This window comes from Erythrobacter sp. HI0063, assembly GCF_001635685.1.
Taxonomy (GTDB): Bacteria; Pseudomonadota; Alphaproteobacteria; order Sphingomonadales; family Sphingomonadaceae; genus Qipengyuania.
Genome location: NZ_LWFF01000333.1, coordinates 42,926 through 65,030, shown reverse-complemented (window position 1 = coordinate 65,030; position 22,105 = coordinate 42,926). Strand labels below are relative to the sequence as shown.

At 63.4% G+C, this 22,105-nt stretch carries 20 protein-coding genes and 1 tRNA gene; 10 read left to right on the top strand and 11 right to left on the bottom strand.

What is annotated here, in order from left to right:
• The coding region (locus tag A3736_RS17715) for a hypothetical protein (protein WP_197465622.1) at window positions 1-835 on the top strand (835 nt) is incomplete at its 5' end.
• Window positions 784-1,251, top strand: a complete 468-nt coding sequence (locus A3736_RS14515; protein ID WP_156502149.1) for a hypothetical protein — start codon at window positions 784-786, stop codon at window positions 1,249-1,251. The genes A3736_RS17715 and A3736_RS14515, both read left to right, overlap by 52 nt.
• Window positions 1,252-1,457: 206 nt before the next feature.
• On the opposite strand, the gene A3736_RS14510 is transcribed toward A3736_RS14515, so the two are convergent.
• Window positions 1,458-1,533 (bottom strand) — tRNA-Trp (locus A3736_RS14510).
• 108 nt (window positions 1,534-1,641) lie between these two features.
• On the opposite strand from A3736_RS14510, the gene aat reads away from it, so the two are divergent.
• A complete protein-coding gene (gene aat, locus A3736_RS14505; RefSeq protein ID WP_067684412.1) occupies window positions 1,642-2,409 on the top strand; it encodes a leucyl/phenylalanyl-tRNA--protein transferase in 768 nt (255 codons plus the stop codon).
• On the opposite strand, the gene A3736_RS14500 is transcribed toward aat, so the two are convergent.
• The 4 genes from A3736_RS14500 to A3736_RS14485 form a co-directional block, all read right to left on the bottom strand.
• Window positions 2,298-2,867, bottom strand: coding sequence for a DUF2155 domain-containing protein (locus tag A3736_RS14500; protein ID WP_067684410.1), 570 nt, complete (start codon window positions 2,865-2,867; stop codon window positions 2,298-2,300). The two genes, aat and A3736_RS14500, sit on opposite strands and share 112 nt — an antisense overlap.
• A gap of 3 nt (window positions 2,868-2,870) precedes the next feature.
• Window positions 2,871-3,293, bottom strand: coding sequence for an NADH:ubiquinone oxidoreductase subunit NDUFA12 (locus tag A3736_RS14495; RefSeq protein WP_067684408.1), 423 nt, complete (start codon window positions 3,291-3,293; stop codon window positions 2,871-2,873).
• Between the two features lie 73 nt (window positions 3,294-3,366).
• Window positions 3,367-3,858: a DUF192 domain-containing protein gene (locus A3736_RS14490; RefSeq protein WP_067684406.1), complete on the bottom strand. Its 492-nt coding sequence runs from the start codon at window positions 3,856-3,858 to the stop codon at window positions 3,367-3,369.
• A gap of 1 nt (window position 3,859) precedes the next feature.
• Complete coding sequence (locus tag A3736_RS14485) at window positions 3,860-4,486, bottom strand: regulatory protein RecX (protein WP_067684404.1); 627 nt, start codon at window positions 4,484-4,486, stop codon at window positions 3,860-3,862.
• 128 nt (window positions 4,487-4,614) lie between these two features.
• On the opposite strand from A3736_RS14485, the gene A3736_RS14480 reads away from it, so the two are divergent.
• Window positions 4,615-6,375: a fatty acyl-AMP ligase gene (locus tag A3736_RS14480; protein ID WP_067684402.1), complete on the top strand. Its 1,761-nt coding sequence runs from the start codon at window positions 4,615-4,617 to the stop codon at window positions 6,373-6,375.
• 9 nt (window positions 6,376-6,384) lie between these two features.
• Here A3736_RS14480 and A3736_RS14475 read toward each other — a convergent pair whose 3' ends face one another.
• On the bottom strand, window positions 6,385-7,962 hold the full coding sequence (locus A3736_RS14475; RefSeq protein WP_067684400.1) for a DUF389 domain-containing protein: 1,578 nt from the start codon (window positions 7,960-7,962) through the stop codon (window positions 6,385-6,387).
• 166 nt (window positions 7,963-8,128) lie between these two features.
• Here A3736_RS14475 and A3736_RS14470 point away from each other — a divergent pair, with 166 nt between their 5' ends.
• From A3736_RS14470 to A3736_RS14450, 5 genes are all read left to right on the top strand, one after another.
• Entirely contained in the window at window positions 8,129-9,370 is a 1,242-nt protein-coding gene (locus A3736_RS14470; protein ID WP_233999403.1) for a toxic anion resistance protein, read from the top strand.
• A gap of 1 nt (window position 9,371) precedes the next feature.
• Window positions 9,372-10,139, top strand: a complete 768-nt coding sequence (locus A3736_RS14465) for a hypothetical protein (protein ID WP_067684398.1) — start codon at window positions 9,372-9,374, stop codon at window positions 10,137-10,139.
• On the top strand, window positions 10,139-10,441 hold the full coding sequence (locus A3736_RS14460; protein WP_067684396.1) for a polyhydroxyalkanoic acid system family protein: 303 nt from the start codon (window positions 10,139-10,141) through the stop codon (window positions 10,439-10,441). The genes A3736_RS14465 and A3736_RS14460 overlap by 1 nt, the downstream gene beginning before the upstream one ends.
• Window positions 10,442-10,628: 187 nt before the next feature.
• Complete coding sequence (locus A3736_RS14455; RefSeq protein WP_156502148.1) at window positions 10,629-11,180, top strand: biliverdin-producing heme oxygenase; 552 nt, start codon at window positions 10,629-10,631, stop codon at window positions 11,178-11,180.
• Window positions 11,177-13,762: an HWE histidine kinase domain-containing protein gene (locus A3736_RS14450; RefSeq protein ID WP_067684394.1), complete on the top strand. Its 2,586-nt coding sequence runs from the start codon at window positions 11,177-11,179 to the stop codon at window positions 13,760-13,762. Before A3736_RS14455 ends, A3736_RS14450 begins: the two co-directional genes overlap by 4 nt.
• Before the next feature lie 30 nt (window positions 13,763-13,792).
• On the opposite strand, the gene A3736_RS14445 is transcribed toward A3736_RS14450, so the two are convergent.
• The 4 genes from A3736_RS14445 to A3736_RS14430 all read right to left on the bottom strand — a co-directional run bounded on the left by A3736_RS14445 (window position 13,793) and on the right by A3736_RS14430 (window position 20,677).
• The gene (locus A3736_RS14445; RefSeq protein WP_082851523.1) at window positions 13,793-14,560 is read right to left on the bottom strand and encodes an energy transducer TonB; all 768 of its coding nucleotides are present in this window, start codon (window positions 14,558-14,560) and stop codon (window positions 13,793-13,795) included.
• 130 nt (window positions 14,561-14,690) lie between these two features.
• The gene (locus A3736_RS14440) at window positions 14,691-18,131 is read right to left on the bottom strand and encodes a TonB-dependent receptor domain-containing protein (protein ID WP_067684392.1); all 3,441 of its coding nucleotides are present in this window, start codon (window positions 18,129-18,131) and stop codon (window positions 14,691-14,693) included.
• A 271-nt stretch (window positions 18,132-18,402) separates the two neighbouring features.
• Window positions 18,403-19,332: an isopenicillin N synthase family oxygenase gene (locus tag A3736_RS14435; protein WP_067684390.1), complete on the bottom strand. Its 930-nt coding sequence runs from the start codon at window positions 19,330-19,332 to the stop codon at window positions 18,403-18,405.
• Window positions 19,333-19,354: 22 nt separating this feature from the next.
• Window positions 19,355-20,677: a NupC/NupG family nucleoside CNT transporter gene (locus A3736_RS14430; RefSeq protein ID WP_067684388.1), complete on the bottom strand. Its 1,323-nt coding sequence runs from the start codon at window positions 20,675-20,677 to the stop codon at window positions 19,355-19,357.
• Window positions 20,678-20,828: 151 nt separating this feature from the next.
• Here A3736_RS14430 and A3736_RS14425 point away from each other — a divergent pair, with 151 nt between their 5' ends.
• Window positions 20,829-21,524, top strand: a complete 696-nt coding sequence (locus tag A3736_RS14425; protein WP_067684386.1) for a queuosine precursor transporter — start codon at window positions 20,829-20,831, stop codon at window positions 21,522-21,524.
• A gap of 30 nt (window positions 21,525-21,554) precedes the next feature.
• Here A3736_RS14425 and A3736_RS14420 read toward each other — a convergent pair whose 3' ends face one another.
• Complete coding sequence (locus tag A3736_RS14420) at window positions 21,555-22,070, bottom strand: DUF421 domain-containing protein (RefSeq protein ID WP_067684384.1); 516 nt, start codon at window positions 22,068-22,070, stop codon at window positions 21,555-21,557.
• Window positions 22,071-22,105 lie beyond the last annotated feature (35 nt).

Below are 22,105 nucleotides of genomic sequence, written 5' to 3'. Positions count from 1 at the left end.
CCTGATCCGTGATCTGCAGAAACAGCACGAAGAGAACGCCAAGGGCCGTAAGGAACTCGAAGTAGAAAAGGAGCAAGTTCGGCACGCCAATGAAAATGCGGTCCGCGACAGGGCATCAGCTGCGGCCGAACTGGTAAGCGCCCAAGAAGCTGCTCGTCACATCAGAAGCCGCGCTGAGAAAGAGCGCGAGCGTGAAGATCAAGCAGCGCGAAAGGTCCGCGCGGATCTGCACGAGACGCAGATGCAACTGGTGAGTTCTGCTGTGAAAGCGAATGCTGAAGCAATAGCGGCAAGAAAGGCCGCCGAACAGATCCTAAAGCAGGCGGCGGAGCAATTGGGGAATGCGCCCCAGATGCGCGAAGATGCGGCCGAGGCGGTAAAAGCGGCTGAAGCGGAGCGCTTCAAGGCCAGCGATGAGCGACAGGCTGCGCAACGCCTGCGCGCTGAGGCAGAGGAGGAGAAACGCCGCGTCGATGAACAGCGTCGTCTTGAAGAACGACAGCTTACCCTTTTGGAACGTGCATCCGATGATGCTGAAGGGTTGAATCTACGCACGAAAGGCGAGACGTTCGAAATGAGCACGCAGGCGATGACGGCCGACGAGAAAGATGCTTATGGGCGTACCTGGTCGAGAAAACTGATCGCGATGGCCCGATCGGTGGCTCGTATGCTTGAGCGCCTTCGCGCGAAGCGGCCCGGGAATTGCTCACGAGCAGGCAGGCAGCCGATCGTGATATGGCGGAGGCCAAGAAACGAGAGCGCGAAGCAGAACAGCGAGCTGAAATGCGGTTTGCCGATGAGCGTAAGGTCTTGGCGGATGAGGCCTTCGCATTGAAGATCGCACAGGCAGGACATCGAACTAGAGTCGAGGCACTGGAAAGGCGCGAGGTCGTTGAGGCTGCGAAATCCGATAACTTTCGCCGATGGGCAGAGGTCATCGCTTTGGCCGGAAAGTCGCCTGAATTGTTCAAGATCACTGATGAGGATGATCTTGGTTTGAGCGATGTCGGACGGCGCGTAGCCCCTGTCCAATTGCAGGCGCAGTTGCGGAAGGTTGCCCCCGATTGGGCGCAAGATGCGGCGAGATCCCTCATGGCAGCTTGGGCCCTCTCCGAGCAGCGCACAGCCGCGCTAACGGATATGATTGCGCGCGCTGGTCCTATCCTTTCGCCGAAGCAGGAAGAGGCGGTAAGCGAGGCGAAGAAGGTTATTAGGCAGTTCGGAATGCCACCTCCCGGCGTGGAGCGGTGATCCGGCTCCCGCGACCGGCGGCGGTTAGACGCTTCTGCCCCTCCAAATTTCTCGTGACCAAGCCAGCTCGCGCCTTGCATCTCGAATCGAGCTGATTCATGGTGCCTGTATCAAGACCGCGACGAGGTGCCACGGCAGGGTACCACGCGCTTTTGAATCGCAGGGAAACCTGAAGCTTATCAGGTACTTGGGCCATATCGAAGAAATGGCAGGGGTGACAGGATTCGAACCCGTGGCCCTCGGTTTTGGAGACCGATGCTCTACCAGCTGAGCTACACCCCTGCAGCCGGTCGCGCCCCCTACCCGGCGGGGCGGGGCTTGGCAAGCGTGTCCTTGGGGCTCGCCCTTTCCGCTGGGTTATGAAGCCGTTGCAGTGCTAGAGCAGGGTCGATGCACGGATCCCCGGCCCCCACCACGATAATTCCGTCCGAATTGCTGCTGACTGCATATCGCGCGGGCGTGTTTCCGATGGCGGACCATCGCGACGATCCCGAAGTGTACTGGGTGGAACCGCGCGAGCGGGCGGTTTTCCCGCTCGAGGATTTCCGAGTGTCGAAGAGCCTGCGCAAGACGATCCGGCAGGACCGCTTCCGCGTGACCTGCGATGCCGATTTCGCCGCCACTATCGCCGCCTGCGCCGAGCCGCGCGAAGCCTTTGCCGAAAGCTGGATCAGCCACCGGATCGAAGCGAGCTACCTCGCTTTGCACCATGCGGGCCATGCGCACAGCTTCGAATGCTGGCAGGCCGACGACGGTGGAGACGGCGAAGAGCGCTGGCGCCTCGTCGGCGGGCTCTACGGGGTCGCCTTCGACCGGGTGTTCTGCGGGGAAAGCATGTTCAGCCGCGTGCCCGATGCCAGCAAGGTGGCGCTCGCCTGGCTGGTCGCCTGCATGAAAAGCGCCGGATACCGCGTGCTCGACTGCCAATTCATGACCGATCATCTCGCATCGCTCGGCGCGCAGGCGATGCCGCAAAAGGCCTATCTCGAGAAAGTGCGCGAAGCGCGCGGTACGCCCGATGCGAGCCTCCCGCAAGCGTGGGCGCGTTACGCTTCGGTTTCGGCCTCTGCGCTTTCGTCCGAGGCGTCCGAAGACGGCGCGGAACCGCCGCCCTCTTCGGGGAAGCTCATCGCGCAATCTTTCACGAAGACATCGTAGATCGGGTGTTCGACCACATTCAGGCTGGGCGAATTCTTGAACAACCAGCCGGAAAAGATGCGCCGGAACTGATTTTCGCCGCTGCGATCGGCCACCAGCACCTGAACGAAGGCGCCGGTTTCCTGCGGCGATTCCCACGGAGCGGTCCGCTCGCACGAGCGCAATCGCACGATCACATCGCCCACGCGGCGCGAATCGCCCGGCGACATTTCCAGCTCCTGCGAAACGTTGTTACGCTTGTTGAGGAGACCGATCGTCGCCACCCGCTCTTCGAGCGGCGTGCCCAGTTCGGCGGCGTCGCTGGCGATTTCGGGTGGCGGAGGCGCGTCGTCAGCGACGCTTTCGGGGATTTCGGTGCGGATCGCTTCCGGCTCGGGCGGGTCCTCGCCGCAAGCGCTCAGGCCGACCGCGAGCAGTAACGCCGTGATCGGCGGCAGCAGAGCGCCCACCTTGGCCATGAATCAGGCGTCCGGCGTCCAGGCTTCGTAATCGCCTGCTGCCCGTGCGCGCGTGCCACCACGTTCCAGCGCGCCCGCCGGGCGGTAGGCAGTGGCCGTGCCGGTCGCGTTCGGCGTGTAATCCGTTTCCCAGATGCGCGAAGGCGGCAGATGGCTTTCCGGGACATCGTCGAACGATCCGTGCAGCCACCCGTGCCATTCGGACGGCACGCGGCTGGCATCGTTCGAACCTTCGTAGATCACCCAGCGCCGCTCGCGCCCGGTATAGGAACCGCCGGTCGGCAGGTTCTTGCGCTTCGGCTTGGAGCGGAAATAGCGATTGCCCTGCGCATCGGTGCCCACCTGTTCGCCGTTGCGCCAGCTCCAGAACAGCGTGCCGATGGTCGCGCCGTTCCACCAGGTGAAGATCTTGGACAGGAAGTTCATTGGGCGCGGTTAGCCTGTTTTATCGAGGGCCTCAAGCGCCTGAACGCCGTGCCATCCAGCAATACTGCGGCCCCTACCATTCGACCAAATCGCCCGGCTCGATCCCCAATTCCTCGGCCCGGCCGCCATTCAGTTCGAGCACGCCGCTCGTCACCCCCGCCGACACGACCGAATCGAGCGAATAGGGCGTCGTCATCGCGGCGATGTTGAGGATACGACCATCCGTGCCGACGAAGATGATATCGAGCGGAAGCGGCGTATTCTTCATCCAGAAACTGCGCGGTTCGGGCGGAACGCTGGGAAAGATCATTCCTTCGTTAGGGCCCATCTCGGTACGGAACATCAGGCCGCGATTCTGCGCTTCGGGCGAGGCGGCGACTTCGACGCGGAAGCGATGGGTATCGTCTCCCGAGCGGACCGTCAGCGGAATGACCTCCAGGCCCGAAACGGGATGCGTAGCGCTCTGCATCGCCATTGCGCTCGCTTCGGCCTTTGGTTGCGCCTGGGGCGAGCAGGCCGCCAGCAAGGCGGCGGTTCCGGCCAGCAGAAACGATGCACGGATCATGTCAGATATCCTCTTTATGGTGCCCCTCTTCCTGGGCCTCCTCGATCCATTCGTCGAGCGCCGCGGGATCGGGCGCGTCGATCACACGGCGGGCGTGATCGAATTCATGGCCCGCGCGGATCATCGCCGCAAGCTGCTTTTCGCGCGTCCGGGGCCAGCCTTCGCTTGCGCGCGCATCTTCTTTGGAAAAAGGCCCGAATCGCCGTTTGCGGGCGAGCGCCGCGATCGCCTCGCGCCGGGCCGCCTCGTCGGGAGAAAAACGCGCGCGCAATCCTTCGGCGATACCCGCCGCCTGCAAATCCTGTTCGACCCGCCGCGCGCCATAGCCGCGCCCCAGCAGGCCCGCGCTCTTGGAGCGTGCGAAGCCTTCGTCGTCGATATAGCCCTTCTCGACATAGCGAGCGACCAGCGCATCGAGATCGGGATCGGGCGTATCGTCCGCCCAGCCGCGTTCGCGCAATTTGCGGCGCAGATAGGCGCGCAATTTGCCCGCGCTGGTCGCGAAACGAGCGACATAGGCCAGCGCGAGCTCTTCCAGCCGCGCCGGATCGAGCGGCCTGGCCCTGCGCTCGCGCCGCTTGCCGTAGCGGGTTTTGTCTCGTTGTTGGGGATCGCTATCCGGTCGCATTTGCCATATTGATGCCACACTCCTTATCGAAGGGGAAAGTTTATCGCAGGACGCATTCGGGAGACATGCGGATCTGCCCCTTCAAGGAAGCCGCAAGGCCCTGATTCTTCACGGATATCTGCAAGCTTATGAGTGACGACGCCCTGACGCCGACGCCTTCGCCAACGCCGAACGACTGCGATCTGCCGCGCCGCCGATCCGATTTTGCGACCTTTGCCGAAGCGATAGATTACGCGGCGAGAAGCGAAAAGGGCCTCAATTTCCACGATATGCGCGGCGCGCTGGAACGGGTCTATCCCTATAGCGAGATGCGCGAAGATGCCATGAAGGCCGCGCGCCAGTTCGCCGCGATGGGCATCGAAAAGGGCGATCGGGTGGCCCTGGTCGCCGAGACCGGAGCGGAATTCGCCGCGCTGTTCTGCGGCTGCATCTATGCTGGCGCCTGGCCGGTCCCCCTGCCTTTGCCGACCGGGTTCGGCGGCAAGGAAGGCTATATCGAGCAATTGTCGGTCCAACTGGACAGCAGCGATCCGAAGATCCTGCTCTATCCCGCCGAGATCGGGGAAATGGCGAGCGCCGCGGCCGAACGGCAGGGCTGCGAAGGGCAAAGCTGGGAAGATTTCGCCGACCGCCCCGATCCCGAAGTCGACCTGCCCGAAGCGCAGCCGGACGATATCTGCTACCTCCAATACAGTTCGGGCTCCACGCGCTTTCCCACCGGCGTCGCCGTCACGCACGAAGCGCTGCTGCACAATCTCTACGGGCACGCCACCGGCGTGAACCTCGGCGAGAACGACCGCGTGGTGAGCTGGCTGCCGTGGTATCACGACATGGGCCTCGTCGGCTGCTTCCTGTCGCCGATCGCCAATCAGGCCTCGGTCGATTACATCAAGACCGAACATTTCGCGCGCCGCCCGCTTGCCTGGCTCGATCTCATCAGTCGCAATCAGGGCAACACGCTCAGCTATTCGCCCACCTTCGGCTACGATATCTGCGCACGCCGCATTTCCAGCCAGTCCAATGTCGGCGAGCGATTGGACCTGTCGCGCTGGCGCACGGCGGGCAATGGCGCCGACATGATTCGGCCCGACGTGATGCAGAATTTCGTCAACGCCTTTGCAGGCGCAGGGTTCAAGGCAAGCGCCTTCACCCCGAGCTACGGCCTCGCCGAAGCCACTCTGGCCGTCACGGTGATGCCGCCGGGCGAAGGCATTCGCGTGGAACTGGTCGAGGAAGAGCGCCTGTCGGGCCGTCCGCGCGACCTCACCCGCCCGGCGCGCTATCGCGCCATCGTCAATTGCGGACGCCCGCTTCCGGGTATGGAAGTGGAAATCCGAGGTGAGGACGAAAGCCCTCGCGGCGACCATCAGATCGGCAAGGTCTGGTGCCGGGGAAAGAGCGTGATGCACTCCTATTTCCGCAACGAGGAGGCGACCGAGGATTGCCTCGTCGCCAAGGAAAACGGCGATGTCTGGCTCGATACCGGCGACATGGGATATATGGCGGACGATTATCTGTTCATCGTGGGCCGTGCGAAGGACATGATCATCATCAACGGCAAGAACCACTGGCCGCAGGATATCGAATGGGCGGTCGAACAGCTGCCCGGCTTCAACCATGGCGATATCGCCGCCTTCGCGGTCGAGACCGACAATGGCGAGGAAGCGCCCGCCGTGCTGGTCCATTGCCGCGTGTCGGACCCCGAAGAGCGCATCAAGCTGCGCAACCAGATCGCCGACAAGGTGCGCGGCGTCACGGGCATGAATTGCGTCGTCGAACTGGTGCCGCCCCGCACCCTGCCGCGCACCAGCTCGGGCAAATTGAGCCGCGCCAAGGCGAAGAAGCTGTACCTTTCGGGCGAAATCCAGCCGCTCGACCTCGCCGCCTGACGCGACGGATCAGGGCGCGCCCGTCTCGTCTTCGGGTGGGTCGAGCGTCCATCCGGCCTGCATGACCGGTCCGCCGACATTGAGGATCGGGGTCACACCGGCTTCTTCCAAAATTTGCGCCGCAATGGCGCGGGTTTCGCTCGTTCCCCCGGTCAGGCTGACCGGCTGTCCCCGGCGCGAAGCGGCCCACGCCACGAGATTGAGCGCAACGCGGCCTGCGGCGGTCAAATCCTGACCGTCGAAAGCGATCTGGGGAAGCGCGAGCAGCGGAGGCTCGATCCGCACGGTCCAATTCGGCGATGCCGCCTGGATGCGCGCCTCGAGCGCACGATAGGCCGCCAGCCCTGCCCCCGGAAGGCGCGCCGCGCGCACCACGGCCCGGCGCGCCTCGCGATCGACCGTGACGTCGCTCGGATCGGTTCCGGCAATCAATGCCACGCGCTCGACGAGCAAACGGGTTTCCTCGTTCAGCGCCTGCTGGCTGTCCTCACGCGCGCGGAGCAGCTCCACCGCCTCCGCCTCGGCCCCCGTGCCGACCCGGTATTGAGTCAGCGTCAATTCCACCGGGCGATGCAATTGGCTGGCTAGGGCCGCCTCACTGTCCGCTTCGGCGGCGGGGCGCGGGCTTGGAGTTAGGATTGTCGCGGACACGGTCACCGGATCCGCATCCAGATCGAAATCGATATTGGTCAGTCTTGCGTCGGCACCTGCTTCGGCAAGCACGGTGGTACGGATCACACGCGCGGCGTTGGTTTCCCAGACGATCTGTCTGAGCGAGAAGAACAGGGGGACTGCCAGGCCGATGAACACCGCAATGATCAGCGCGGTCTGCCAGCGAGTCTGCTTTTCGGACAAGCGCGCGCTGAACCCGTAGATGCGAGCCATGATCGTGGCGACGAGGGCGATCGTCATGAGATTGGTGACGTAAAGCAGCAGCGCGCCCGAAAAGACCGTCCAGTTGGCAGTCGCCAGGCCGAAACCGACGACGCCTAGCGGCGGCATCAGCGCGGTCGCGATGGCGACGCCGACAATCGTGCCCTCGCGCCCCCGGATCATCGAGTATGCGCCTGCGAGGGCGGAGAACACCGCCACGGCCAGATCGAACAGATTGGGCTGCGTGCGCGCGGCGATTTCCGGCGTCACGGTCTGCAGGGGCGAGACGAACACGATCAGCGCGGTCAGCGCCACGCCCAGCACCGTGCCCGCCGCCAGCGCCACCGCCGATCCGCGCAGCCAGCTGTAATCGCCGATCGCCAGGGCGAAACCCGCACCGATGATCGGCCCCATCAAGGGCGCGATCAACATGGCGCCGATCACGACCGCAGGCGAGGACAGTAACAGGCCGAGGATCGCGATCCCCGCCGACATCGCCAGCATGAAGAGATAGCGCGGCGAGGTGTACGCCTCTTCGCGCCGCTTTTCGATCACGGCTTCCTGATCGACCGTCTCCAGCACCGCGACCCGCCACCACCGGCGCCAGGTTTCCAGCCGCGTGTTGACGATCCGGTCCATCCAGCCCGAAGGCGTGGGATCGGAATTGGCCGCCGCTGCGTCGCGCGTATCGGTTCGGTTCGGCGCGCTGGCCATCGATGCTCCCTACTTGCCTTCGACCGGCCCGATCCCATAGATTGCAAAAGATACCAGCGGCAAGACGAGACGCAGTCGCAGGACAGAGAAAGCCGATCGGATCGCGGCAACCGTTTTATTTGCATAACACACTTGCACGCGCCATAATGGGGTAAAGGACGAATTCATGGCCGACACGCTCAACACCGAAACCTCCGGCACCGCCGCCAGCCCGGTCGCCACCAAGACCGAACCCGCCTTCGATCTGACCCCGCCCGATCCGGTCCCCCAGGTCGCGCCGGAAAAGGCAGCCGGGCTCGTTCCCGTCAGCGACGAGGTCAAGTCCAAGCTCGACACCAAGGTCGACGGGTTCGTGGCAGACCTGATTGCGTCCGATGCCAATTCGCCCGAATTCGGCAAGAAGGTGGACCAGCTCACCAATATGGGCCGCAAGGAAATCATGGCAGCCGCCGGCATGTCCAACCGCTTCCTCGACCGGCCCGTGCGCGCGATGGACAAGGACGAGGGCGTCGGTGCCAATCTGGCGGAACTGCGCCGCGTGGTGGAGGATCTCGATCCCGGCAAACGCGGCAAATTGTCGGGCACCCGCAAGATCCTTGGCATCATTCCGTTCGGCAACAAGCTGACCAATTATTTCCGCAGCTATCAGAGCGCGCAGACGCATATCCAGTCGATCCTCTCCAACCTCGCCAGCGGCAAGGACGAGCTGATCATGGACAATGCTGCGATCGACGTTGAGCGGCAGAAATTGTGGGAGGCGATGGGCAATCTGGAACAGATGATCCACATCTCCAACACGCTCGATGCGAAGCTGGAGGAAAAGGCCGCCGAACTCGACGCGACCGATCCGGCCAAGGCCAAGGCGGTGCGCGAGACGGCACTGTTCTACGTCCGGCAGCGCACGCAGGATCTGCTGACGCAGATGGCGGTCAGTGTGCAGGGCTATCTCGCGCTCGATCTGGTCAAGAAGAACAATGTCGAGCTGGTGAAGGGCGTCGATCGCGCCAGCACCACCACGGTCGGCGCGCTGCGCACGGCGGTTACGGTGGCCGAAGCGATGACCAATCAGCGCCTCGTATTGGGCCAGATCACCGCGCTCAACGAAACGACGGCGGGGATCATCGACAGCACGAGCACGATGCTGCGCGACCAGACGGGAAAGATCCACGAACAGGCCGCCGCCAGCACGATCCCGCTGGAAACGCTCCAGCGCGCCTTCCAGAACATCTACGACACGATGGACGAGGTCGACCAGTTCAAGCTGCGCGCGCTCCATTCGATGAAGCAGACCGTCACCGTGCTCAGCGACGAGGTCGAGAAGTCGAAGGGCTATATCGCCCGCGCCGAAGGCCAGAACCAGGCCCAGCGCCAGGTCGCCGAAAGCGGCCTGCTGAGCATCGAAGGATAAGATGGCGGATTTGACCAGCCAGTCCGATCGTCTGATCGCCGACGCGAAGAGCCTGCGCGACGACAACCGCACGGGCGGGCGCCACCGGCGCGCGGTCTCGAGCCGCTCGATCGGAGAAGCGTCCCGCAAGGCCAAGCGCGATTTGTGGGTCAAGCGCCTGCGCAATATCGCGATCGCCCTCTTCGCGATCTGGGCGGCAACCGGAGTACTTGGGATCGTCCTCAACGGCATTGGCTTCGTCGGCGTGATGGCGCTCATTCTAGCGAGCGTGGTCGCAGTGGCGGTGCTGGCGGGCTATCCCAAGGCGAAACCGCCCAAGCGTTCCGATCTCAACAAGGGCGATGTCGGCCAGATGGTAACGCGCACCGAGTTATGGTTGGAAGCGCAGCGCCCGGCCTTGCCGCCGCCCGCCGCTGCTCTTGTCAGCGATATGGGCGTCCAGCTCGACGCGCTGGGATTGCAGCTCGAAGGGCTCGACCAGAACCACCCAAAGGCACGCGAGGTCCGCAGCCTGGTGGGCGAACAGCTACCCGAAATGATCGACAGCTATCGCAGGATACCCGCCAATCTGCGCACGGAGAAGCGCGCCGGAGCGACGCCGGACGAGCAGCTGACTGACAGTCTCGCCAAGATCAGCGGCGAAATCGATTCGATCACGCGCCAGCTTGCCGAAGGTTCGCTCGACGATCTGGCGATCAAGCACCGCTATCTCGATTACAAATTCGGCGAAGGGGCAGAGACGAGCCCGCAATTGGAGAACCGGACCTGATGCGTGTGCCTATCGCCCACCAGCTTCCCAAGGAGGAAGTCCGCCGCCGCTTGAGGGAACGCAGCCACGAAATCGCCAGTTTCGTGCCCGGCGGCATGGCCGACGTCAAAACAGACTGGCCGCATGAAGACCGGATGGACCTCTCGGTGCGCGCGATGGGCCAGGGTATCGATGGGCGCGTGCTGATCGAGGATCACGAGGTGGTGTTCGAAGTCGACCTGCCCCCCGCGCTTTCTTTCGTGGAGCCGATGATTGCCGGAGCGATCCGCGACAAGGGCCGCAAGCTGCTGGCGCCCAAGTAGCGCTTCTTAAAGCCTTTTCAGCAAAAAATTTGCTTTTCTTGGAACGAATTTGCCAGTCTATCGCTAATCGTGATTGCGCGGGTGGGCTGCGTCATCGGTAAGCGGGCGCTCGTCAGACGCTTGCATGGTCGTTGCTGGCAAGCCGTAGGGCGATGCTCGCGACACTGGAGGGGCTGAACAGAATTTCATGGGTCGTACGGGTCGTTCCGATTTGAGAAGCGTGCTGAAGCGCGAAACCGCGTCGATGCATGATACGCTCGATGGCACCATGGGAGAGGAGGCAATCGCCTCGCCGCGTGATTATGCGCGCTTCCTCATGGCGCAGCATCGCGCGCGCAAACCCATCGAGGAATGGGTCGAGCGCAACCTCCCCGCCCATGCCGCCCCTCCGGCGCAGGCTCCGCTGATCGAAGCCGATCTTGCGGCGCTGGGCCAGACGATACCCTTGCGACACCATGGTTTCTCCATGCCCGAAAACGCCGATCCCATAGGGCTTAAATGGGCGCTGGCCGGATCCTCGCTCGGCAATCGGGCCATGCTCGCGCAGCGCCGCAAGCTCGGACTGGGCGGGCCGGAAGCTTTTCTGTCCGACGGAGCCATGCCCGCCTTTTTCAAGAAGTTGCGGCCCGAACTGGAAGTCGAGGCTGATCCCACGCGCGCGCGCCGCGCCGTGCTGGCCGCTGAAGCGGTTTTCGCTTGCTTCCTCGACGCGCTCGAACCAGTGGCCGAAACGGCATGAACGAACATGTCGATCTCGACCCGGTCGATCTGACCAATTGCGACCGCGAACCGATCCACCAGATCGGCGCGATCCAGAATTTTGGCGCCCTGATTGCAGTCACCACCGACGGCATGATCGCCCATCGCTCGGCCAATTTCGCGGACATCCTTTCTTTGTCCGAGCCTCCGGAAATCGGGACGCAATTGAGCGCGCTGTTTACGCCCGAAGCCATGTCCGCGATCGGTCGCGCCAGCGGAATGCTGAACGATCCGGAAAGCGTGGAACGGCTCTTCGCCGTGCATCTGGTCGGTGGCAAAGGGCCGTTCGACTGCGCGATCCACAACACCGACGGGTTGACCGTCATCGAGTTCGAGCCGAGTGCGTCGGACGAGATGGATCGGCAGTTGCGCAGCCTTCAGCCGATCCTTCGCCAGCTCGAACGCTCCGACGATTTGCTCGAACTGTGCCAACAGGCCGCGGATCGTTTGCGCGACCTGCTCGGCTTCGACCGGGTGATGGTCTATCGCTTCCAGTCCGACGAGAGCGGCGCGGTCATCGCGGAGTCGGTCGAAGAAGGGTATGACAGCTTCCACGGCCTGCGCTATCCGCGCACCGACATTCCCCAGCAGGCGCGGCGCCTTTATCTGCGCAATCGCTTCCGCATCATCAGCGATACGCTGGCCGAACCGGTGCCGATCGAACCGCAGATTCGTGCCGAAGGCGATCCGCTCGACCTGTCGATGAGCACGCTGCGCGCCGTCTCGCCCATTCACATCGAATATCTGATCAATATGGGCGTGCGCGCCTCGCTCTCGATCTCGATCGTGATCGACGGGAAGCTGTGGGGCCTGTTCGCCTGCCACCATTACGCGCCCAAAGTCCTGCCCTATTCGCTGCGCACGGCGGCGGAGTTGTTCTCCGAGCTGTTTTCGCTGACAGCCGAGCGCACCATCGGTAAAGAGCGCGCCTCCGTCCAGGACGCGGGCCGAAGCCTGCACGATCAGTTGATGCGTGCCATCGCCGGCGGCGAAGCTCTGGTCGAAGCACTCCCCACGCTGCGCCCGATCATCAAGCGCGCCATCCCGCATGACGGGATCAGCGCCTATGTCGATGGCGAATATCGCGCTCTTGGCGCTGCGCCCGACGAATCCGAATTCATGGCGCTCATGCCGGCACTCAATTCCTCCGCGACCAGCCGTACGATCGCGTCTGACAGTCTCGTGAAGCGCATACCGGCAGCGGCCGCCTTCGCCGACCGGGCGGTGGGCGCGCTGATCATCCCGGTTTCACGCAGTCCGCGCGATTACGTGATCCTGTGGCGGCGCGAATTGAAGCAGACCGTCACCTGGGCGGGTAATCCGGAAAAGCCGGTCGAATTGGGGCCGAACGGCGCACGGCTTACGCCGCGCAAGAGCTTCGAGGCGTGGCAGCAATCGGTCACCGGAAAGAGCGCGGAATGGACCGAGGTAGAGCTCGGGCTCGTCGAAAGCCTGCGCGTGACGCTTCTCGAAGTGATCCTGCGCGTCACCGACGAACTCGCTACCGAGCGGGCGAAAGCCCAGCGCCAGCAGGAATTGCTGATCGCGGAACTCAATCACCGTGTGCGCAACATCCTCAACCTGATCCGCGGCCTCATCAACCAGTCGCGTCACGAGGCCATAAACGTCGATGAATTCGCGCGGCTGATCGGCGGGCGGATCAACGCCCTTGCAAGCGCGCACGACAACATAACGCGCGAAAACTGGTCTCCCGCTTCCGTCACCGAGCTGATCGAGACCGAAGCGGAAGCGTACGTATCGGGCAAGCTCGACAGGATTTCGATTGTCGGGGACGAAGCCCTGGTCTCGCCCGAGGCCTACACTGTGTTGGCGCTGGTCATTCACGAGATGATGACCAATTCCGCCAAATACGGCTCGCTTTGCGACAAGAGCGGAAGGCTTGCGGTGGAAATCGCCTGCGATGAAAGCGGAATGACGATCTGCTGGAAGGAAACCGGCGGCCCGCCCGTGCGCGCTCCCGAACGCCGCGGCTTCGGCAGCACCATCATCGAAAAATCGATCCCCTTCGAGTTGAACGGACGTGCGGAGCTCGATTTCAAGCTGTCGGGCGTCGAGGCGGAATTCTGGATCCCGGGTCGATTCATTACTCACAAGGGCCGCATCGATGCGGCTTCCATGGCGGAAAGGGCGCGACCCAACCGCAAGGATACCGGCATGCAGGGCGAAACCATCGAAACTCTCCCCTCACGCGTGCTGTTGGTGGAAGACGGCATGATCATCGCCATGGACACCGAAGAAACGCTGCGCGATCTCGGTGTCGTCGAGGTGACCATCGCTGCGAAGGTGTCGAGCGCTCTGAAGGAGCTGGAGGCCGAGAGCTACGATCTCGCCGTGCTCGACTACAATCTCGGCACCGAATCGAGCGAGCCTGTGGCGGCGAAGCTGAACGAGTTGGGCGTGCCTTTCTGGCTCGCGACCGGTTATGGCGAGATGGCCGACAGGCTGGAAGAGATCGGCGCTCTCGGCGTGCTTACCAAGCCTTACGGCAAGGACGAGCTGCGCCGCATGCTCTGCAAATATTCCGAAATCGCCAAAGGCTAAACCCGTCGAGATGTATCGGGCCGGGTCAGGTCATCGCCCGGTCCGGAAGAAGTCCTGCCGCCAGCCGTAACGTGCGGCGACCGGTTCGCCCTGCGCATTGCGAGCCGGATTGAAGCGGATCCGCTCGACCACCAGACGGCAGACCAGCGCGTTGGTCTGGGCATCCGGTCCGGGCTCGGCCACGCTGCAATCGGAGGCGCGCCCGTCGGGGCCGACGGTGAAAACCACCGTGACCGATGTGCCTGCCCGCGCATCGCGTCCGCCCGGCGGAGGCGGGAAATCGCGCACCGCGTCGATCGATCCGGACCGCACGCTCGGCCGTGTGACCGGTCCGCCGCCATCGCCGCCACTGCCCTGCCCGCTACCCGAACGCCCGCTGCCCGTACCAAGGCCACTGCCCGCAGCGCCCGTGCCATCACCGTCTTGCGTAGCGCCCGAGCGGGTTTCCGTGCCCGTCGAGGACGCGCGGGGCGCCGGCGGATCGCGCCGCAGGGGCTCCGGTGGGGAAGGCGCGGTGACGGGCTGCGGCACGGCCTCGCGCCCGGGATCGCCTTGCGCGCCCTCGGCAGCCGGCTCTTCGTCGTCTTCCTCCAGCGGCGGGGGTGGCGGCTCTTCGGGGGTCGTGACGGTCACCGTGAAGGCGGACACGACGGAACGCTCGACCGACTGGACCGCGCCCGGCGCGAGCGCGCGGATCAGGCCGTAGAATAGCGCGATATGGATGACGGCCACACCGGCGATCACCCAGGGATTGGGCTTGCGGCGCGTGGCGCTGAAAGGGGTTGGACTGTCCGACACGCTAAGACGAACGCCCCGCAATGCGGCTGCGTTCCGGAACCGTTATCGCGTTCAGAAAGCGAAACGGCGGCCCTTCCGAAACGGAAAGGCCGCCGCTCTTGCCACGCACGAGGCGGGACGTGTTCGCTATTTAGAACTCGTAGCTCACGCCGAGCTGGATCTTCCACAATGACGACGAGACGCCGATGAACTGGTCACGCAGGCCAACCGTGTTGCTGGCCGCATCGTATACGCCGCCGCCGGGCGAGTAGACGTAGCGGCCCTGGCTATCGATATTGCCGCGAACCAGCGCTTCGGAATACCCATACGAACGCCGGACATTCGCACCGCTATCGATCAGGTTCAGGAAGTTGTCGAAGTCCACGAACAGGCGCAGGCTGTCGTCACGCACGCCAAACACGCTCATCGGACCGGGGATTTCCTGGCCGAAACGCAGGTCGAGATCGTAATACCAGTCATTGCGGCAGCTGTTACGCTCCACCGTCTGACCGCGGAAATCGTTCAGGCAATCGTTGGCCGAAACGAATTGATCCACCGCATTGGCGAAGTTCGCATTCGAGAACACCACGTTTGGATCGTTCGGACCGGTCGGCACATAAAGCAGCGAGTTGAAATTGCCGCTCGCGCTGTCGTTGAATACCGAGCTCGACGCGTTCTGGAACACGATCGAATACGGACGGCCCGAGCTCGCGCGGAACACGAAGCCGAAGCTCGTGTCGTAATCGCCGAAGAACGCCTCACGGAAGTTGAGCGCCGCCGAGATGTTGTGACGGTTCTCGAACTCGCCCGTCGCAACGGCGACCTGCTGACGATCGGCAGCGGCAACAATGTCGAAGCTCGACGTCGCGGTGGAGCTGTTCGAATAGCGATTGTTCTCCGCATCGGTGTAGGCATAGCCGATGTTGAAATTGACGCCGCCACCATCGGTGAACAGGCCGCGATTCCAATGCTTGCTGAGCACGACCGAAGCGATCTTGCTTTCGAAATCCTCGCCATTGGTGAGCTGGATTTCATCGTCGCGGCTGGTGTTGAAGCAAGGTGCGGTGACGTTCGCGTATTGCGGCGGGCGACCGCCCTGATTGAGGAGAGTGGCGTTACAGCCATTCGCCGTCGGATCGATCGCACGATAGATCGGGCGCCCATCCACGCTGAAGCCGTTCAGGCCGAGGCGCGTGTCGACGACCTGCGAGAGATCGACGAAGTCCACCGGGTTCTGGAAGCGGCTGTAGATGAAGTCGAGGTTCAGGCGCCAATCGGCGAAGAAGCCGGTCGGTGTACCGAATTCGGTCGAAAGGCCGAGATTGGCACGCCACACGGTCGGCTGCTTGAAGCTCGGATCGGTCGACTGCGTGTCGGCCAGGCCGCGAGCGGACTGCGCCGCAGCATTGTTGACGACGCAGGCCGGAACACCGGTGAAGGTGTTCCCATTGGTCACGTCGGCACGGCTTCCCACGAAGCAACCATCCCGACCGGTCTGGCCGAAGCCGACCGCGAAACCGTTGTTCGAGAACGCGTTGGAGAAATACACCGCCGGATCGCCGCCGGTGAACCGGCCGACGCCGCCCTTGATCTGCGTGTTGCGGATGAAGCCGTCATTATAGACGTCGTAGGTCAGGCCGAGACGCGGAAGCACCACCGGATCGACCTTGCCGAAGCTATTGGCATTGGTGAAGCCATAACGGTTGAAGAAGGCGGGGTTGGCCGCCGGAGCGTCACCCGACAGCCATTCGACGCGCACGCCGGCCACGAGACCGAGCTGGTCGGTCGCCTGCCATTCGTCCTGGGCGTAGACGGTCCAGGTGCGGCGCTTCCAGTTTGCCGCGGCATCGTTGATGTCGCCACTCGCGGTAAAGTTGCCGTAGGCGCCCGCCGCCTGACCCGCATTGATGGCATCGCCATCGGGGAAGGTGTTGGTCCCGCCCGACAGCACACCGTTGGCGAAATCGTCGAGATTGTTGAAGGTCAGCGTGCCGGTGGAGTTCTGCGCGAACAGATTGAACACGTCGAGCTCGTTGAATTCGCCGCCGATCGTGATCGTGTGATCGTCGGCGTTGATCCGACCGAGCGCCTTCAGCTGAGTGACGGTGGTCTTGAGGTCGTTCGAAGTGCGCGAGAAGCCAGGGCCCGCCACGATCGAACCGTTGTTGCCGTTATTGTTCACACCGACGACGAAGCGCGGCATGGGCATGTCGCTCTGGGCTTCGCCGCCACCGACGGGGCCCTGGACGTCCTGCACTTCGGCGCGGCTGGCGCGGATTTCCGTGGTGAAAGTGTCCGACCAGTCGGAATAGAGGCGCAGCGAGTAATAATCGCTGGTCGTGCCTTCTTCCTCGAAGCTGTTCAGGCCAGTAAAGATACGGTTGTTGAGCGAGAAATCGTCTTCTTCGACGTTGATTTCCTCGAGCCGCTGATAGGTCGCCTCAAGACGCTGGTTTTCGGTGATGTAGGCGTCGATACGACCGAAATAGCGCTGGCTGTTTTCGGCCAATGCCGTCGCCTGTCCGCCGCTTTCGAAGCCATACACGCTGCTCAGGATGTCGGAGAAGCGGTCGAATTGCGCCTGCGTCACGAAGTCGACTTCGTTGGCGAAGCCCTGGCCCGGCAGGCCGGTCAGCTGGCTGTCGCCGAGATCGGTTTCTTCATAGCCGAGGAAGAAGAACAGGCGATCGCGGATGATCGGACCGCCGAGAGTGGCACCCCAGCGCTTCTCTTCATACGGAGCACCGTCGAAATTGGTGCCTTCGATGCTGTCGCCCTGCAGGCTGTCATCGGCATAGGTGAAGAAGGCAGAACCGTGGAAGTCGTTCTGGCCCGACTTGGTGACCACGTTGATCGCACAGCCGGTGAACTGGCCGTACTGAACGTCGAACGGCGCGAATTCGACCGAGGTCTCGCGGATGGCGTCGTAGGGAAGCGGCAGCGAGTTGCGGCTGGCGAAAGGCGTGCCGTTGAGGCCGAACAGGTCGGATTGGGCGATACCGTCAACCGTGAAGGCGTTGGTACGGTCGTTGCCGCCGAGGCAGGATACGCGATCGACTTCATTCGAACGGTCGAGGCTGACGCGCGGATCGATGCGGATGATGTCGCGGATGTCGCGGCTGATCGAGGGGAAGGCTTCGATGGTTTCTTCACCGAAGGACTGGCCCGGACCGATGGCACGCTGGCTGAGCTGGACGCGCGCGCCGGTGACGACGATCACGTTTTCCGCAGCGGCAGTCGCAGCACTCGACAGCGAGAAGGTGAGCTGGCTGTTGCCCTGCAGGTTGATGAAGACGTCTTCGACCGCCTGACCTTCGTAGCCGGGCGCAGTAGCGGTGACGGTATAGGGGCCACCCGTGACGAGACTATCGACACGGAACGATCCGTCGGAACCGACGCTGAGCGTGCGGCTGGTGCCGGTGCGAGTGTCGGTGACGACGACCTGCGCGCCCGAAAGCGGCGTGCCCCCTTCGTCGGTGACGAAGCCTTGCACACCCGAGGTGATCTGCTGGGCGGCGGCGGGCGTGGCGACGAGGGCGGCGCCGGCGGTGAGGCTGACGACGGATGCGGCCAGCAGATATTTCATCTTCATGGATTATCCCTAACTCGGAAGCGAAGAAAGTTCGGATCGAAAAACGGCGAAGTGCGTTGTTGCGAATCCCCCGCTAGGCGGGGTTCGTGACGTCCAAGCTATCGTTTTATGACAGCGTGATTACAAGATCGCGTGCTAAGTTACCGCATTGCAGCAGAGCCGCTAAGGCCCTGCAAATGCGCGGTTTTCTGGTGTGCCTGAATCGCAACACTGAAAGATTTTTACAAATGTCGCGGCGAGAAGTCGCTCCCACATGCTGCAATGCAGCAAGTCAGGCCAGATTGATCTCGCGCAGGCGCTGCATCAGAAAATCGTGGCTGGAGATCGGTTCGGGGCCGGTTTCGCCGCTCTTGGCATCGACACAGGAGTGCAGCGTCTCGATCACGTAATCCGGCCGAAAATGCAGGAAGAACGGCATGGAATAGCGCGCGCGATAGGCCGCCTCGCCTGTCGGATTGACGACGCGGTGGGTGGTCGAGCGAAGGCGGCCATTGGTCAGCCGATCGAGCATATCGCCGATATTGACGACGAGCGCGCCCTCGGGCGGATCGACCGCCAGCCACTCGTCTTCGGTGGTCAGCAGTTCCAGCCCCGCTTCTTCGGCGCCCAGCAAAAGCGTGATCGTGTTGATGTCGCCATGCGCGGCGGCGCGGATCGCGCCTTCGGCCTCGGCACCTTCCAGTGGCGGATAGCGCAGCAGGCGCATCACCGAATTGCCGTCCTCCACAGTGGCGGCGAAGAAATCGCGCGGCAGGTCCAGATGGAGCGCGATCGCTTCCAGAATGCGGCCCCCCGCCGCTTCGAACGCGGCGTAGAGCTCCGAAAAGGTTTCGCGGAAACCTTCGACCTCGTCCGGCCAGACATTCGGCGCCATGAATTCGGACAGCGCATGGCCTGAGGGCAGATCGCGCCCGACATGCCAGAACTCTTTCAGATCATGGACTTGGGCGTCCTTCGCCTTTTCCGTCCCGAACGGCGTATAGCCGCGCGCGCCGCCGCCGCCTTCGATCTTGTACTGCCGCTTGGTCGCATCGGGCAGCGCAAAGAAAGCCTTCGACATCTCTTCCGCCCGCGCGATCAGATCCTGCGGGATGCCGTGATCGCGCACCACGCCGAAACCGTATTCGGCGAAGGAGCGGCCCAGCTCGTCGGCGATTTCTTCGAGCGGGCGGGCAAGCGATACGGAAGCGATCTGGGACATGATGCGTCTCTAATGGGTCGGTCTAATAGGGAAGGAACAGGCCGGCGAGCGCGGCGCTCATCAAATTGGCGAGCGACCCGGCGGCCAGCGCGCGCAGGCCGAGCCTGGCGATGACGGGACGCTGATTAGGGGCCAGCCCGCCGGTGACCGCCATCTGAATTGCGATCGAGCTGAAATTGGCAAAGCCGCACAGCGCGAAGGTGACGATGGCGCGGCTGCGCTCCGTCAGCGCGGCCGCATCCAGCGCGCCCAATTCGATGAAGGCGACGAATTCATTGAGGACGATCTTGGTCCCGAAGAGGCCGCCCGCGATCTGCGCCTGGCTCCATTCGGGTATCCCGATCAGGAACATGACCGGCGCGAACACCCAGCCGAGCACCATCTGGAACGAGAGCGCTTCGTAGCCGAACCAGCCGCCGACCACGCCGAGCAGGCCATTGGCGAGCGCCACCAGCGCCACGAAGGCGAGCACCATCGCGCCCACTGCCACTGCCAGCTTGACGCCCGTCTGCGCGCCTTGCGCGGCTGCCTCGATCACATTGGCGGGGCGATGCCCTTCCTCGAAGGTTTCGGCGACCTCGACTTCGTGTGCCTTGTCGCCTTCGGTGATGGCGGCGGGCCCATCGCCGCTGATGCGCGTTTTGGGAAGGCTCAGCTCGCCTTCGGCTTCGGGCGAAGGTTCGCCATCGTCGGGCATGATGATCTTCGCCATCAGGATCCCGCCAGGCGCGGACATGAAGGCCGCAGCGAGCAGGAAGGGGAGATATTCGGGGCCGAGCAATCCGGCGTAGGCAGCGAGAATCGTGCCCGCGACGCCCGCCATCCCCACCGTCATCAGCGTGAACAGCCGACTGGGCGCAAGCGCCGCCAGATAGGGGCGCACCACCAGCGGGCTTTCCGACTGGCCGACGAAGATGTTCGCCGCCGCGCCCAGCGATTCGACCTTGGAGATACCCGTGACCCAGCCGATCGCTCCGCCGACACAGCGTACCATGCGCTGCATGATGCCGAGGTGATAGAGGATGGAAACGAGCGCGGCGAAGAAGATGATCACCGGCAGCGCGGCAAGCGCAAACGTGTTCGACAGCGGATTGTTCTCCGCTGCGCCGAACAGGAAGGCCGTGCCCTGATCGGCATAGGAAAGCAGCGCCGCCACCCCGTCCGACATGCCGCGGATGACCGCGCGCCCGCCGCTCGTCGCAAGCACCAGAAACGCCATCAACGCCTGCAGGGCGAAGGCGGCCGCCACCACGCGCAACCGGATGCGCCGCTTGCCGGTCGAAAGCAAGAAGGCGATGGCAAGGATCGCAACGATGCCGAGCAGGCTGAAGACGATGGGCGGCATGCGGGCCTTTCGCGCAGAGGCTGGAGCGGTGACTGGAATCGGGTAATTGCGGATGAAACCGACCGCTCTCTTGCGCGCGAAGCCGCGTTAGTCAATTTCGCGACCCTAGAAGCACACACAAACGTAGCCCCCATTTTCGGAGTCCCGCGCCATGAGCGAGCCGCACAACACCGCCCGCGCCAATGCCGCCAGCATGCCCTTGGGCCTGTTCGTCTATACGTTGCTCTATGGCGGGATGACGGTGCTGGCTGGCGTGCTGGCGTTCAAACAGGTGCGGTTGTGGCCGACCGATCTTGCGGTGGAGGCGGGCATTTTCGCCTTTCTTCTGCTCGTCGCGATCTCGAGCACTATCGCCCAGCTCTATGGCGAGAAGCTGGCCAAGCGGCTGGTCTGGTTCGGCTTTCTTCCCTTGGCGATATCGGCGGGGCTTATCCTGCTGGTGCTGCAATTGCCCGCCGCGCCCGACATGGTTCAATATCGGGGCGAGGACCTCGCCGCGTTCGAGCGCGTGCTGGCGCAGACCCCGCGCATCATGGCAGCGGGCCCGGCGGCCTATATCGTCTCGCTGCTGCTGAATGTCTGGATCTTCTCGCGCCTCAGGGGCGATGGAGAAGGCGGCACCATCGCGCTGATGATCCGAGGTGCGATCGCGTCCGCGCTCAGCCAGGCGATCGATTCGGTGATTTTCGTGACGCTCGCCTTTTACGGCCAGTTCGACATCACTCCGCTGCTGATCGGACAGGTGATCGCCAAAGTCACGCTGAGCGTGGTGCTGGTGCCGTTCCTGATTACCGGCGGCGTCGCCCTGGCGCGGTGGCTGGATCGGGACCTCGATCGGCGGGCTTGAGGGCAGTTCGCTCGACCGTGATTTTGCGCTCTATTGCGCAGTCACGTTCTCGATCAGTCGTTCATCCAGCCTGTCACCGTGCAAAACGGAAACATCCCCGGTCGTCTCAAGGACCACGGCGTGTACCTTGTCGAGATCGAGCGCATTCGCCTCGCGCAGCTTGGCGATGACGTCGCTCTTCGCGACCCGCGTCGTATCAAGCGCGTCTTCGCAGAACTGACCGTCCCGCATCAGGAATACGGGCGCGTTCTGCATCACGGTCTCTATGGTGTCCGAACTCCGGCGCAATTTCGCGGTGCCCCATTGGACGAAGAACAGGGCAGCCTGAGCGGCAAGGGACTGGCCGAATACCTGCCAGCTATCGGCGCCGGCGGCAGTCGCCAGTAGCGAGCCGAGCGCGATCGTCATGACGAAGTCGAAATTCGTCATCTTGGACAGCGATCTGAGGCCGTTGAGGCGGATCAATACCACCACCCAGAAAATGCCCATCGCGGCCAGGGCGAAGCCGCGGGCGACCAGATCGAGAAGCGTGTTTTCGAAGAACATGCCCGCTCAACGTCCAGAAGCGCAGGAGTGTCCCC